The sequence below is a fragment of the Methylotuvimicrobium buryatense genome, from assembly GCF_005931095.1.
GTDB lineage: Bacteria > Pseudomonadota > Gammaproteobacteria > Methylococcales > Methylomonadaceae > Methylotuvimicrobium > Methylotuvimicrobium buryatense.
Genome location: NZ_CP035467.1, coordinates 1,186,337 through 1,201,078 on the forward strand (window position 1 = coordinate 1,186,337; position 14,742 = coordinate 1,201,078).

Annotated in this window: 7 protein-coding genes; 3 read left to right on the top strand and 4 right to left on the bottom strand. The window is 48.7% G+C overall.

The features are described from left to right. Nucleotides 1–29: 29 nt before the first annotated feature. Nucleotides 30–5,513 (bottom strand): glutamate synthase-related protein, encoded by a 5,484-nt coding sequence (locus EQU24_RS05510; RefSeq protein WP_017840449.1) that lies wholly within the window; start codon nt 5,511–5,513, stop codon nt 30–32. Nucleotides 5,514–5,979: 466 nt separating this feature from the next. Between EQU24_RS05510 and EQU24_RS05515 the strand changes: the two genes are divergently transcribed. Continuing rightward, nucleotides 5,980–7,197: an FAD-dependent monooxygenase gene (locus tag EQU24_RS05515; RefSeq protein ID WP_026130127.1), complete on the top strand. Its 1,218-nt coding sequence runs from the start codon at nt 5,980–5,982 to the stop codon at nt 7,195–7,197. A gap of 73 nt (nt 7,198–7,270) precedes the next feature. On the opposite strand, the gene EQU24_RS05520 is transcribed toward EQU24_RS05515, so the two are convergent. After that, on the bottom strand, nt 7,271–9,016 hold the full coding sequence (locus tag EQU24_RS05520) for a multicopper oxidase domain-containing protein (protein ID WP_026130126.1): 1,746 nt from the start codon (nt 9,014–9,016) through the stop codon (nt 7,271–7,273). A gap of 523 nt (nt 9,017–9,539) precedes the next feature. On the opposite strand from EQU24_RS05520, the gene EQU24_RS05525 reads away from it, so the two are divergent. Next, a complete protein-coding gene (locus tag EQU24_RS05525) occupies nt 9,540–9,938 on the top strand; it encodes a pilus biosynthesis protein PilZ (protein WP_017840446.1) in 399 nt (132 codons plus the stop codon). 272 nt (nt 9,939–10,210) lie between these two features. Here EQU24_RS05525 and glnD read toward each other — a convergent pair whose 3' ends face one another. Both glnD and map read right to left on the bottom strand, forming a co-directional pair. Next, nucleotides 10,211–12,847 carry a [protein-PII] uridylyltransferase gene (gene glnD / locus EQU24_RS05530; RefSeq protein ID WP_017840445.1) on the bottom strand — a complete coding sequence of 879 codons (2,637 nt, stop codon included), beginning with the start codon at nt 12,845–12,847 and terminating at the stop codon, nt 10,211–10,213. Beyond that, nucleotides 12,844–13,608, bottom strand: a complete 765-nt coding sequence (gene map, locus EQU24_RS05535) for a type I methionyl aminopeptidase (RefSeq protein WP_017840444.1) — start codon at nt 13,606–13,608, stop codon at nt 12,844–12,846. The genes glnD and map overlap by 4 nt, the downstream gene beginning before the upstream one ends. A gap of 329 nt (nt 13,609–13,937) precedes the next feature. Here map and rpsB point away from each other — a divergent pair, with 329 nt between their 5' ends. After that, nucleotides 13,938–14,690 carry a 30S ribosomal protein S2 gene (gene rpsB / locus EQU24_RS05540; RefSeq protein ID WP_017840443.1) on the top strand — a complete coding sequence of 251 codons (753 nt, stop codon included), beginning with the start codon at nt 13,938–13,940 and terminating at the stop codon, nt 14,688–14,690. The last annotated feature ends 52 nt before the right edge of the window (nt 14,691–14,742 follow it).

A 14,742-nucleotide genomic window follows, 5' to 3' on the forward strand; every position in this document is an offset into this window, starting at 1 on the left:
TGCCGGTACTGGTAAAAAGTGCGATTGAATTATGCCGAAGCCGGAGCCATCATTTCCTGAATAATATTGGAACCGACCAGTCCCGCAAGATATTGTTCGACACCAGGAATGCCGGCCAAGGCATCGCGGTTGATAGTGTCCTGCTCAATGATCCAAGCGGTCGAGCCGATCGAGTAGATGCTTTGTACATCACGATTGGCCAAGGCGGTTTTATAATCGGTAAGGCGCTTGCTTGCCAACAGCCAGCTCAGTTGATCGTCGCTGTAATTACTGTAAGCTTCGCGAGTCTCTTTAACCAACGCATCCTGAATTTTACGCGGACGGGACTCAATTAATTTCCAAGCCGCTTTTTCCAAGGCTTCTTGTGTCGGCGTGGCGGACTTGAAGTTCAATTGCTCGCCGGCTATCCGGAATGCCTTATCAATGACCGCGTAACTGTTAACCAGACTAAAGGTCAAGTTGGTGTCGGTTTCGCCGTAACCGGGAATCGCGCCGCCGAATAATGGCTGTTTTGTCCGATAAGCCGATTTCATTTGTTCGATTTGGCGTGTTGCGTAGGAGACCGCCAATTCTTCGATCATCGCTTTGCGATCCATGGTTTGGCTTAAAAACTCGGCTGTCTGTGTTCTATATAACCATAGCGGAATCGTGAATTTGAAATGTTTGCGTTCGGTTTTCCAATTTTTCAGAATATTTTTGGCCTTGCTGGAGTTCGCATAATCGGCGTGTTGTTCCAGCATGGACAATATGAATTGTTCATGCGCCCGTGCTCTATCGGTGTCTTCGGCTAGGTCGTGTAGTTCGACCGAAGTCTTGTCGTAAAGCCTCGGTAACAGGTTTTCAGGGTCGTATTGATAGGCATTACCGCCGGACATGCCGTTACAGAAGCCCTTGCCGAAGTGGCCGAGATTCAGTACCGCACCGTTGGTCATGTATTCGCAGGCGAAATCGCCGACGCCTTCGACGACTGCCATCGCGCCGGAATTTCGCACTGCGAAACGGTCGCCGGCCTCGCCGTTGATAAAGGCTTTGCCGCCGGTCGCGCCGAACAGCGCAAAGTTACCGATCAGTACGTTATTACCGGGAGTTTTGATCCCGCCGCCTGGAGATTCAACGATTAAGGTGCCGCCGCATGCCGATTTGCCGACGCCGTCGTTACAGGTGCCGGTATGTTCCATGCGCATGCCGTCATTCATGAAGGCGGCATAACTTTGCCCGGCCGAGCCGGTCGTTTTTACAACGACCGAGTCTGGCGCAAGATATCGCCGTCCGTGTTGGTTGGTATAAATCGTTTTCGAACGAGCGACTTGTTCTTCGTTTAAATCGTAAGCGAGTATGCGTTCGATATCGATTGCAGTCTGGCCTCCGACCGTTTTATTGCGATTACTGAGTTTGAAGTCATCTCCTTCTATAACGATTTGCGTCTGATTGCCTAAAATCACCGACGATTTAACTTGCTCGATGATTTTGTCGTCGATGCTGAAGTTCGCTTCGAGATAAATCGGTTTTTCGACTTTGACGACCGGCACTTGGGTCAGTAGTTTTGTGAAATCGAGCTGTCCGACAATAGACGGGTGATTGATTAAATGCAATAAATCGGTTTGGCCGCGAATTTCGCTAAGGCTGTGATAGCCCAGTACCGCCAGAATTTCGCGGACTTCATGCGCGAGATTCATGAAATATTGCGCCAGTACTCTCGGATCGCCCTTAAACTCCTCATGCGTCGTGGTCAAGCCGGCTGGACACTTTATGTTGCAGTTTTTGGCCATTACGCAGCGCAGCATCATCAAAGCCGTCGTGCCGAATTCGAAGGAATCGCCGCCCAATATCGCAGATTTGACGACATCGAGTCCGCTTTGATGCGCGGCGCTGCAGCGTAAGATGACTTTGTCCCTTAAGCCGTTTAAGGCGAGGGCTTGATGGACTTCGGCGATGCCGATTTCAGCAGAACGACCGGTGTTTTTCAGGCTCGTGACGGCAGCCGCTCCCGTGCCGCCGGTGTTGCCGGCCACATTGATGACATCGGCGCCTGCTTTCGCGACACCAACTGCAATTGTTCCGATGCCTTCGGACGAAACGAGTTTGACGACGACGCGAACGCGGGCCGCCTTGGCATCGTGAATCAATTGACCGAGGTCTTCGATCGAATAGGTGTCGTGATGCGGAGGCGGGCTGACCAACTCGACTTGCGGCGTGCCGCCGCGCAATGCCGCGATTTCGACAGACACTTTGGGTGCCGGCAGCTGACCGCCTTCGCCGGGTTTAGCCCCTTGCGCTATTTTAATTTCTATCTCTTCGATATTCGGATCGGCCAGATAACCTGCCCAGACGCCGAAGCGGCCCGATGCAAATTGTTTGATTTTACTCGAACGTAGCGTGTTGAAACGGCTCGAGTGTTCGCCGCCTTCACCGGAGTTGCTGAGAGCGCCGGCAATGTTGGTGCCTTGCGCTACAGCCTCGTGTGCTTCGGCGATCAGAGCACCGTGACTCATCGCTCCCGAAGCGAGCCGGGCGGTGATTTGATGAGCTGGTTGAACGTCGGCCAATGTTATCGGAGAACGGGCCGTTTTTATATTGGCCAAATATTGCCCGAAAGGATTGTCGCTATCTGAGAGCTTGATTGCACAGGCATTGTTAGTAACGCTGATCGTTGCGGCGCTATCGCCGAAACGGTTTTTGAAATGTTCGGCAAGAGCTGTCAGCCGCGTTTCGTTGTTGTTTTCAGGCAAGGTTATTGAATAATTAACCCCGTCGATTCGTTCAACCGCGATGCCGTGAATCATGTAATTGTTGTTTCCGAGCAAGCTTTGCTTACCCAAAATACGGTCGAAATCGGCCGTGCTTTGCGCTTGGCTGATATCGGCCGGTAGGTCAATGATATCCCGTAATGCGGCCGGGCGATTGTCGCGCTCTTGATATAGGTTTTTGGCAAAACTGCGATAAGCCGGTGTTATGCCGAAATTATCGATTTGTTCGGGCGTGCGTTTTTCATAACCGAAATCGAAATAAGCGGTATCGCTGGCTTCCGGCGATTTGTCCTGAGGAATATACAAGATCGGCTCGTCGGTCATGTTGATATATTCCCGGACCGCAAGGTTGCCGAAGCTATGGCCTGCGCCGTCTTGCCGTTCCTTGAACAAACCGATGAAAGGAATATCTTTTTCGTCCTTGATACTTAATGCTTTGCGATGCCATTCGGCCGCGCTTTTCGCAATGTCGGCATACCGCACGCCACCGACCGGCGCGTTGATATTCGGGAAATACGGTTGCAGGCGCGGCTCGTTGGTGTCCAAATAATTCGATTCGAAAAATTCGCCGCCTATATAGCTTTCCACGGTGCAGAGCCCGAACTTGCCCATGGTTTTCATCAGCGATTTTTCAGCCGCTTTTTTAAAATTATCCAGGGCTTTTTGTTGTTTATCGGGCGTGAATTGGCTGATGACACGATTGTAGGCGCTGATTGGGCAGACTGCTGAAGCGCCGAAGCCGAGTATTGTTGCAATGTCGTGAGCGCTGGCGACTTGTCCTGTTTCGGCAATTAGTGACGAGTGGAAGCGCAGTCCCTGTTTGACCAAGTGTTGATTCGCCGCGGCAACCATCAGCAGGGCGGGAATCGCCGCCTTATCGCGGCCGATACCGGTGTCGCTGAGAATGATGATGCCGGTGTTGTCGCGGGCTGCTTGTTCGATTTGTTGACAAACGGCGCGTACCGCCGACTCGAGAAGGTCTTCGTTATTTTTGGGGTTTTCGAAGTCCGGCGTGAATAGCATGTCCAATGTGATGGTCTTGACACTGGATTGCCTGCGGATTTGTTCCAAATGCGTTCTTTGCAGAATTGGCGAGTCGATGACTAATTGCTTGCTGTTGCCCTCTGAAAAGGTCGGTTTGGCGCCGAGCGCTACGCGCAAGGTCATACCGTCGCTTTCACGGAGTGAATCGAGCGGCGGGTTGGTGACTTGGGCGAAGCGCTGGCTGAAATAACGGGACATGCCGCCTTCGGCATCGGAAAGCGCATTCGGAGCAATTCCGTAGCCCATTGCGGAAACTTTTTCAAGACCGGTACTCAACATCGGATCAAGCAGGAATTTAAAGCTTTCCTGATTTAGCGAATAAGCCGTGTGTTGTTGATCGATGTTGAATTGGCTGTTGACCGGGGTTAATTCATCGAAGGAGACGTTTGGCAGTTCGCCGATATGCAGGCTGCGTTCGCGGAGCATCGCTTCATAGTCTTTCTGTCCGGCGAGTGTTTCCAAGACTTGATGGCTGTTATAAATCTGTCCGGTGCTGTGGTCGAAATAAACCATGCCCCCGGCTTCGATACGGCCACGTTTGATAACGTCTTTGGGCGGAAAGTCGATTTGGCCGGCTTCCGACATAACGGCTAGATAGGTTTCGGTTTCAACCGAGCGCAAAGGTCTGAGCCCCAAACGATCTAGACGCGCGCCGACGCGTATGCCGTCACAGAAAATCAGGGCGGCGGGGCCGTCATTTTTTTCTTCATAAAGACTGAAATACTCGAGCATCGCACGAACTTTAGGAGACAGGGTCGTGTCGTTTTCCCAGGCAGGCGGCATCATCGCCAGCACGGCCGTGACGACATCGAGTTCGTCTTCATTGATTCGGCGAGTCAGTGTTTGATCGAGGCGGCCCGAGTCTGATTGTCCGCACGGGAAAACGATATGTTTGTTGTGTAGGCGCGCGATCGCATTTTCACTGAGTCGGTTTTTTTTGTCGGTGTTTAACTCGCCGTTATGCGCCATGTAGCGGAACGGTTGCGCCATCATCGTTGCCGGAGCGGTATTGGTCGAGAATCGAGTATGGAAGAATAGGGTGTGTATTTCATGATCTTCGTCGTAGAGGTCGATAAAATACGGTATTACTTCGAAAGAATTCAGTCGGCCTTTGTAAACCTGGGTTCTCGAGCTCATCGATAGCGGGTAGAAACCGGTTAATTCGTCGCGGGTAAAGCCATCGGCTTCGATATCCAGCAATGCGCTTTGAATCAGTTGTTCGAATTCGCTATGAGTCGCTGTCTTTAAAGCTTCCGGGCGCCCGAAAATTACTTGCTTGATCGGTAGTTGCGCTTTTCTGGATGCTTCGTTGATGACTTGGCTGTCTACCGGGATGTTTCGCCAAGTAATGACCGGCAGGCCGAATCGAGTTAGATGTTTTTCGATCAATTCGATCGCGAAACTATCGTAACGCTCGTGATCTTCCGGAAAGAAAAAGTTGGCGACGCCAAATTCTCCGAGTTGCAGGTTACTGTTTCCGGTGATTTTTCGAAAAAACTTCAATGATAGGTCGACATTCACCCCGGCTCCGTCGCCGATGCCTTCTGCGCTCATGCCGCCGCGGTGCGGAATCGTGCATAGTGCTTCATGCGCCTTGACAAGTAGCTCGTGAGTCTGTTTGCTTTGTTTATGAGTAATAAAACCCACGCCGCAGCTATCTTGGGAAAGATCGGCGTCGTAAAGCAAAGGTTCTTTGAGGTTTATTCGGGAAATTTCAGTCATTATATCCAGCCCGTTCCAGTCATGCTGCGATCAACAGCGTTAGTAGTTCGTTTTTCTCGCAATGCATGCTAAAGTCAAACTTTTCAAAAAGAGCGGTTTGCATTGGCGATGCGATAAGTAATGCAGGCAATTGCGTTCAGAGAAACCTGCAAATGATATCATGAGTCGCATTTTAAGTCATTTAGATGCAAATTGTTATAGTCTTAATCAATTGTTGGGGTTTCGCGATATATTTAGGTGCCCGTCAAAGGCCCAGCACCTAAATTCCATAGGTCATTGGCAATGATTCAAAATCATGGCTTATTTAGGTGCTGGGTTCACGGTGCCCTGTCAAGCGAGTTACCGAACCCTCGACAAAGCTGATAGTTCCAGGACGTTATTTATCACGAAATCCTTAATTATCGCCGAAATTTGAAGTGCGATAGGTATATTAGAAAATAGTTAACTACGGGTTCCAAATAAGAAAATGAATTTTGATGTTGTAGTGGTCGGTGGGGGAATGGTTGGGGCCGCAGTGGCCTGCGGGTTAGGCGGAAGCGGTCTTAAGGTCGCCGTAATCGAGCATGTATTCCCCAATGAGTTTACTTCAGACCAGTCCCATGATCTCAGGGTTTCCGCGTTGAGTATCGCTTCGCGGCATATTTTGGAGGCGGTCGGCGCGTGGCAGGGTGTTTTGAATCGCCGTTATTGCCCTTTCCGGCGTATGCGAGTATGGGAAACCGTCGGCGATACCGAATTTTGCAGTGACGACATTGATTACAACGAGTTGGGGTATATCGTCGAAAATCGGGTAACCCAATTGGCCTTGTTGGAGCGTTTGCAGGAATTTGATAACGTCAGTTTATTTTGTCCGGCTAGTATTAAGCGCATCGATTATGGCTTGGATGACGAAGGCCATCGTTCGGTGGTTGAGCTGGATGACGGTACGGTTTTGACGGCGAATGTTTTAGTCGGCGCCGACGGCGGGAATTCCAAAGTTCGACAGGTATCCGGGATTGGGGTGACCGGTTGGGATTATAAACAACATGCGCTGGTGATCTATGTGGCAACCGATTATCCCCAGCAGGATATTACTTGGCAGCGATTCGTGCCGAGCGGTCCACAGGCTTTTTTGCCGTTAACCGGTCGATACGGGTCGCTGGTTTGGTATAACTCTCCTGGTGAAATCAAGCGATTAAAATCCTTGCCCTGCGAGCAATTGCTGAACGAATTGACCGAGGCGTTTCCGGATTGTCTTGGCAGAATCAATACTGTTTTGGGTACCGCTTCGTTTCCGTTGAAACGGCAGCACGCTCAGAGTTATGTGAGGCCCGGCATCGCTTTGGTTGGTGATGCTGCGCATATGATTAATCCATTGGCCGGTCAAGGCGTCAATATCGGTTTGCTCGATGCGGCGGTGTTGGCTGAGGTGTTGGTCAATGCTCATCGATCGGGTCGGGATATTGGCGATATTGCCGAATTGAAGCGTTATGAAAAGTCAAGGCGTGCAGACAATCTAAGAATGATGACGGTCATGGATGTTTTTTACCGGGTTTTCAGCAACGAGATCATGCCGGTTAGGATTTTGCGCAATTTGGGTTTGGGTTTGGCCGAGCGTGTCGTGCCGGTCAAGAAAAAAGTTATGCGAGCCGCGATGGGATTGGATGGTAGGTTGCCCAAATTGGCAAAGGGTGAGTCGATTTAGGTTCGACTCTTTTTTGGGTTGAGGCCGCGATATCGACCAGCGGAATAGCTCCGCGGGTCGATATGGGCCGGATTTAGGCCGGCTTTTTAGCTAGCTTGTGATACAAGGCGAAAATGTCTTCGCGCCGCACGATAGCCATATAAGCGAGAATGCCTAAAACCAATCCGGATAATAAATCGCCGATAAACGATTTTTCCGAATTTGTTGTGGACGCCGATGATCGAGTGTCTGAAGGACCTTCAAGCATCATTTGCGGCGGAGACGGTAATGGGGCTTTATAGCCGCGAGCGTCAGGCAGGCCTAAGCTGCGCCACTTGTCGTAATCTTGCCAAAGCGGGTATTTGCCTTGCCAAAATTCTTTCGTGAAATAAGGTGCCAGAGTCCAGCCTTGCATTTTCGGAATCCCTTTTTCGTCAAGAAAATCTTTGTAAACAACCAAGCTAATATCGCCGCCTTCGCCGATACCGTTGGTGGTAAATGATTTTTCGACATGATCATGCATCATCCAAACGCCTTCGCCAAAGCTATGTAAGCCGTCGTCTGTGCCGTCTAGCTCGAGATCGAGACGCTGGGCGGGAACCATCGTATGAACATCTCGCATGATATACGAGCCGGGGCCGTTATCGATGCCGTCGTAATGCGTAACGCGAGGACGATGTCCATGTACGTGAAGGCCCAGTGCTTCGGTATGGCCGTTCAGGACGCGAAGCTTGACCTTTTCGTTCGGCTGCATTTCAACCAAAGATTCCCTGATCGTATAAGGAAATGAGCGGCCGTTCAGCATGAAATAGTCGTCGGTCGCTTCGGTGACGTCGTATTCCATGTTCAGTTTTTGTGCGAGTAGGCGCGGGTCGTTGGCCGAGCGAGCTAGTTCATGCAATTCCTTGTCCGCCGACTGATAATGCATGTCGTATTCGCGAGCATATTTTTCCTGAACCGCTACCGACGGGTGTCGAACTTGGCCATTACCGACATTGAAGGTTTGCACCCAGTTGTTGGGGCGGTTTTCCTCTACGATGAAAAGGCCTTGCAATCCCATTGGGATATGGGTGTGCGGTTGTACATGGCAGTGATAATAAAAAGTGCCGGCCTGGCGTGGTTTGATGACATAAGTTTTACTTTCGCCGGGCATAATATCCATTGCGCTGGTTTGTCCAACGCCGTCATTGCCGCTGCCGCTATGGTCCATGTAAGGGTGATCTACGCCGTGTAGATGTAATGAATGCGGCATGTGGTGTGTGTTCTCGACAACCAGCCAGACGGTGTCGCCTTCTTCGACGCGTATAGTTGGCGAAGGTACGCGGAGCAGAGGATTGGCTTGCGGCTCGTAAAGGCTTAGTGTCGACATGTCGCGTGTTTTAGGAGCGAATACCCAAAAGGTGGGTTGTACGCCCGGAGCAATGTCGAATTGAGTGGTCAATTCGGTACTGTCGGGAGAGTGACCGTTTAATTCGACGATTTCGAGTTTTATGATGATATGGTCGGGGTCGCCGTCGCCGTCGACGTCATTGGTTTTGATGATCGCATCAGCGGCCAATTGAGTATCCATTAACGTCGACATGCTGATGTTATTCGTGCCTTTAACAAAGGCTGCAATGTCGGCCGGATTGTCGGGGTTGCAAAGTCTCGATTCTTGGATCGCAACGCCGTCGATGACTTGAGCATCTCTCCATTTCGGTGAAGTGAAATCGGAACAGACTTCTTCTGATTCGCCTAATTCAATTTTAGTGGAAGGCGGCAAATCATTAGCTGCTTGTAGTTCGAGTGGAACAATAAGCGTCATGGCGCCGCAGAGTAGGGTAAGGAAGTTTTTATGCATGCGAAGGCCTCTGAAAAAACACATGATTCGAGTCACTGTGACTCGGAAAAAGTGCGAAAGTTTATTTACTCCATATCGACTGAAAAAACGTTTAGATAACGTTTAGATAGAGTTTGTTATATGTAGCTTGCAGTTTACTGGCGGCTCCTGCCTCGTGGTTGCCGACATTATCGGTAACGCTTGATGCTTTCTGGCTTATGAGACGCTTTTCCGGTCGTGTATTCAAGTGATAAAGAACATAACCTGTTTGAAAATTATACAGGAGATTCTTTCGTAGAGGTTGATTAAAGTCAAGGCCTCGATTCGATCGATTTCATATCGGTAGGTCATGAAATACTCTCTGATAACGGGGGCGGGTTATTCGGATTGGTGTACTCGAGAATACCGTTGAGAGTGGTTGTTACGCGGCTGAGTAATCTTATTAAGTAAATGAGGTGTAAACGACAACTGTATATTTATTCTGGTAAAAAAAAAGATATAGACTAGAATTTCGATGACAATATTTGGTTGATCGGAGATGGCTATGGAAAAGAAAATTTATCCTCGTGTTGCTGCGCATTTGCCTGTTGTGGTTACCAACGAAGAAGGTGTGCGTCTTAAAGTATTGGCGATTGATACTTCTAGTGACGGATTCTCGATTCAATGCAGTATTCTGCAGCGGAATTTGATGACTCCGGGCGGATGTTACATCCGAAACGGTCGCCCGGTGGAGTTAAATGCTTGGTTGGATTTGCCGCTTACCGGCGATCGACCTTTGCAGGTAAAGGCGCGTTGTAATGTTGAGTTTTCCCGCCGGATAGCGAGCGATCGTTGCGAAATCGGTATGCGATATAAGGATCTTGAAGGTGACGGTTATGAGAATCTTATTCGTTTTATCGAAAATCGACTGGCTTCGAACGAGGTTACGATGTCGTCTTTATGATCTATAGCAGGGGGATTTTGCTTGGATCCGAAATTCGTCCGGCTAGCGACTTTACTGGGTATTTCCGGAGCCGAATTCGACTAACGAAAGGGTTATCCTAAATTCGGCAATCTAACCATGAATCACATGAAGTTTATAAAGGATTTCAAGAAATTACCTAAATATTCTCGCTAATTTTGTTGGTGAGCGAAAGCTCTATACAAATGAATAGCAAGTCATTGAATTAACTTTTTATTCTTCATGATCTTCATGGTGAAATGCTTTATCTAGGTCTATAGATGGTCGCGTAATGCGGATTGAATGGCTTGCTCCAAATTTTGTAATGTTTCGTGGTCTTGAATTGGGTTGGATTGATAGTCGGTAAAATAAAACATGTCTTCTGCTCGGCTGCCTATCGTAGTGATTTTGGCGTCGTGCAGTTGAATGTTGTGATCGTTGAACACATGTCCGATTTTTGATAGTAGCCCCGCATGGTCTGTTGTAATGAGTTCCATGACCGTAAAGCGTCGTTGCGGATCCTCGTGAAAGGTAATCGTTGTTGGTATCGGAAAATGCCGGGCTTGTCTCGATTGGCGCCGAATGTTTTTTTGTTTGTTGATGTGGTGTTCTTTTAAGTTTTTACGGAGCGCTGTGCAAATATGCACTTCTCGGTGTAAATCCTTGATCGGGTTGCCTGATTGTTCGAGGACTTGGAAGCTGTTCAATACATATTGGTCGCTGGTGGTAACGATCCTTGCGTCGAGGATCGTAAGGCCGAGTTGATCGAGGGTCTCGGTGCTGATTGAAAAGATAAAGTCTTCGTTGCGAGTGTATATAAAGACTTCCGCACTGCCTCGTTGAGTTTGAGGGCGTAATAACACCAGCGGCAGATCTTGTTCGTCGCAGGATGCAATCGCAATCGTTTGCCAAGCGATTTCTTCGGCGGTATATCTAAGAAAGTATTCATCGCCGACATGTTTCCATGACTCGTGAATAGTCGCTTCCGAGATGCCTAATTTCAGCAGTTCTTCCCAGGCTTCGGTTTTATTTTCCTCGAGTCTGTCGCTGATATTGATCGGGTTCTTGAGGCCGCGGCGCAAGGCGTTGTAAGTTGCGCTATGGAGTTCTTTCAATAATGCGTCTTTCCAAGAGTTCCATAGTTCCGGATTAGTGGCGCGTATGTCGGCAACAGTCAATAAATACAGATGATTTAAATATTCGGTGCTACCGACTTGGGTGGCGAATTCATGAATGATGTCGGGGTCGCTGATGTCCTTGCGCTGGGCGGTCATCGACATGATCAAATGATTGCGAACTAGCCAAGTAACCAGTTTGGTATCGTGCCTGGACAGGTCGTGCTGCAGGCAAAATGCTTGGGCGATTTCTTCGCCAACTTGCGAATGATCGCCGCCTTTGCCTTTTGCTATATCATGAAACAACGCCGCGATATAAAGCAGTTCGGGTTTCGGGATCGTCAAAAAAATGTCGTTGCAAAAAGGCAGTTCGTGGGTGTGTTTTTCCAACGAAAAGCGTCGTAAATTGCGAATCACGAACAAGGTGTGTTCGTCCACGGTATAAATGTGGAATAAGTCGTACTGCATTCTGGCGACGATGTGGGCGAAGCTGGGCAGGTAAGCGGCGAGTACGCCATAACGATTCATTCGCCGAAGTTCGTGCGTGATGCCTCGCGGTTGGCGTAAGATCTCGATGAATAGATGATTGGCGTGCTTGTTAGTTCTAAATTGATCGTCGATTAAGTGCAGGCTTTTACGGATTAAGCGAATCGTTTTTGATCGGATGCCTTTTAGCGAAGGGTTTTGTTGGAGTACTAGGAAGATTTCCAATAATGCCAGTGGGTTGTCCTCGAAAAAACTTTCCGTTTCGGCTTCCAGGTAGCCGTTAATGGCGATGAGTTTAGCGGTTTTGGTTTGAATTTGTTGATAGGTGGTTTCGCCGCCGATGAAGCGCTCGTGAAATAATTGCAGCAACATTTCGTTGAGTCGTTCTAAGCCGACTACGGTTTTATAGTAATGCTGCATGAATTCTTCGACGGATTGATTCGGGTCGATGCCTTTGAATCCGAATTGTTCGGCCACGTCTCGTTGAAAGTCGAATAGCAGGCGATCCTCGCAACGACCGGTCAATAGATGAAGCGCGTAACGGATACGCCAGAGTACGTTACGTGCAGTGACCAGTTCTTCATATTCGGATTCGGGCAAGAAGCCGTATTTAATCAATTCCTTCAGAGTTGAGGAGCCGTAATGGCGTTTAAAAACCCAGGCAATAACCTGCATATCGCGAAGTCCGCCGGGGCCTTCCTTGATGTTGGGTTCGAGATTGTAAGCGGTGTCGTGAAACTTAAAGTAGCGATGCTCCTGTTCCTGCATTTTGGCTGCAAAAAAACGGTTTGACGGCCATATCTCACCGTTATTTATCGGTTCAAGCACTTTTGCGCACAAGTTCGGATTGCCGCACAATAGCCTGGTTTCCATTAAGCTGGTCATGATGGTTTGGTCGTCGGTGCAGGATTGAATGCATTCTTCGACTGTACGTACGCTCAAGCCTGGTTTTAAACCGATATCCCAAAGGAAATTACCGAATTGCCCCAGCACTGCTTGGGTTTCCGCAGAAGCCTGCTTATCTAATAAGACGACGATATCGATGTCTGAAAAGGGAAACAATTCTTTTCTCCCATATCCTCCTACAGCGATCAAGCTTAATTGATCGGCGAATCCGCCGAGAAAATGATTCCAGCCGCTAATGAGGATGTCGTCTACGAATTCGGCTTTGGCAACCAGCAAAGGCGTGACCGGTTCTTGGGGGTTAAATGCCTGCTTAAACTCCAGGTTTTTCGATTTAATGAGCTGTTTAAAAGCGGCAATATAATCGGATTGCGTAAAATAGCGGGTATGGGCTAAGGTTTCTGTCACATTTCCTCCTGTCTCAATGTCAGGATTTCGTGGCCGTGGTCAGTGACTAGGATAGTATGCTCCCACTGCGCCGATAGGCTGTGGTCTTTGGTAACCGCAGTCCAGCCGTCCGCTAATACCTTAACGTGACGCTTGCCTAGATTAAGCATTGGTTCTATCGTGATAATCATGCCGGCTTCAAGTAAAATGCCTTCTCCCGGTTTGCCGTAGTGCAGCACTTGCGGTTCTTCATGAAATTTTTGGCCTATGCCGTGACCGCAAAATTCTCGTACGACGGAAAATCGATTGGATTCGGCGAATTTTTGTATTGCGTGACCGATATCGCCTAAGGTTGCGCCTGGTATGACCTGTTCGATACCCCGGTATAGTGCTTCTTGAGTCATTTTAACAAGGCGCTTGGCATGAGGGCTTACTTCGCCTACGCAAAACATTTTGCTGGTGTCGCCGTGATAGTTGTCTTTGATGACTGTGATGTCGATATTCACGATATCGCCACTTTTTAATTTTTTATTGCCAGGTATGCCGTGGCACACTTGCTGGTTGATTGAAGTGCATATCGATTTAGGGAATCCGTGGTAATTAAGCGGTGCCGGGATTGCATGTTGAACGTCGACAATATAGTCGTGGCAAATCTGATTAAGCTCATCGGTGGTGACGCCCGGTACAACATGCGGTTCGATCATTTCCAGTACTTCGGCGGCGAGCTTGCCGGCGACGCGCATTTTATCGATTTCACTTGGTGTTTTTATGATGATACCCATGATTTGACGGCTGTTTGTTGGCAAGGAAGCTAGTATAACGGGTTTGATTGAACAAACTCGTTAAGGAGTTGATAAGTGTTGGAGGTTGCAGTAATTGAAAGACTTGGGAGAGAGAAGAAGTTCTGCCAGTTTAGCAGAGAATTAATTGTTGTTGAAATCTAATTATGATATAAAGGCAAGTTCATTTTTGTGTTTTAAATACTCACGTTTGTCGACACGCTTGGTAGGGTGCCTTTCTTGATTAATTTGAAGGAGGGGTTGTCAAGGCGGGCAGGCGGAGGCGTAACCCAACGAAACGTTAAGTTTCACATAATCCTTAGGAGAAAAAAATGGCAGCAGTGTCAATGCGTCAAATGTTGGAAGCAGGTGTTCATTTCGGACATCAAACTCGTTACTGGAATCCCAAGATGGCTAATTACCTGTTTGGGGCCCGTAACAAGATTCATATTATCAACCTCGAGAAATCGCTTCCATTGTTTAACGATGCAATGAACTATCTGGGTCAAATGTCCGCAAACAAAGGTACTATCCTGTTTGTCGGCACCAAAAAAGCAGCCCGTAAAGCAGTCGCCGAAGAAGCGAAGCGTTGCGGAATGCCGTACGTCGATCATCGTTGGTTGGGCGGCATGCTGACAAATTTCAAAACGATCAAAAAATCGATCAATCGTCTGAAAGAATTGGAAGCGATGAAGGCGGACGGAACGCTATATCATAAATTTAGCAAAAAAGAAGCGCTCGGTATGGAGCGTGAATTGGAAAAGCTCGAACGCAGCTTGGGCGGCATTAAGGATATGAAAGGCGTGCCCGACGTATTGTTCATCTTGGATGTCGGCTATGAGAAAAACGCGATCGGCGAAGCGAAAAAACTGGGCATTCCTGTAGTAGGTATCGTCGATTCGAACAATTCTCCTGAAAGCGTTGATTACATCATACCGGGGAATGACGATTCCATTCGAGCGGTTAAACTTTACTGCGAGTCCGTAGCGGATGCAGTGTTGGAAGCAAAATCCGCGACATTGAGCTTATCGGCTCAGGCTGATGATTTTGTTGAGGAATCAGAGGTCGAAGCAAGCGCAGAGTAAGCGCCGGTGCGGTGAAGGGCAATTAGCTCTTCGAATGCAATGGCGCATTGAA

Bases quoted from the DNA above. Each gene is read 5' to 3' on its own strand.
- EQU24_RS05515 (WP_026130127.1), top strand. From the start codon at position 5,980: ATGAATTTTGATGTTGTAGTGGTCGGTGGGGGAATGGTTGGGGCCGCA.
- EQU24_RS05525 (WP_017840446.1), top strand. From the start codon at position 9,540: ATGGAAAAGAAAATTTATCCTCGTGTTGCTGCGCATTTGCCTGTTGTG.
- EQU24_RS05510 (WP_017840449.1), bottom strand. From the start codon at position 5,513: ATGACTGAAATTTCCCGAATAAACCTCAAAGAACCTTTGCTTTACGAC.
- EQU24_RS05520 (WP_026130126.1), bottom strand. From the start codon at position 9,016: ATGCATAAAAACTTCCTTACCCTACTCTGCGGCGCCATGACGCTTATT.
- rpsB (WP_017840443.1), top strand. From the start codon at position 13,938: ATGGCAGCAGTGTCAATGCGTCAAATGTTGGAAGCAGGTGTTCATTTC.
- map (WP_017840444.1), bottom strand. From the start codon at position 13,608: ATGGGTATCATCATAAAAACACCAAGTGAAATCGATAAAATGCGCGTC.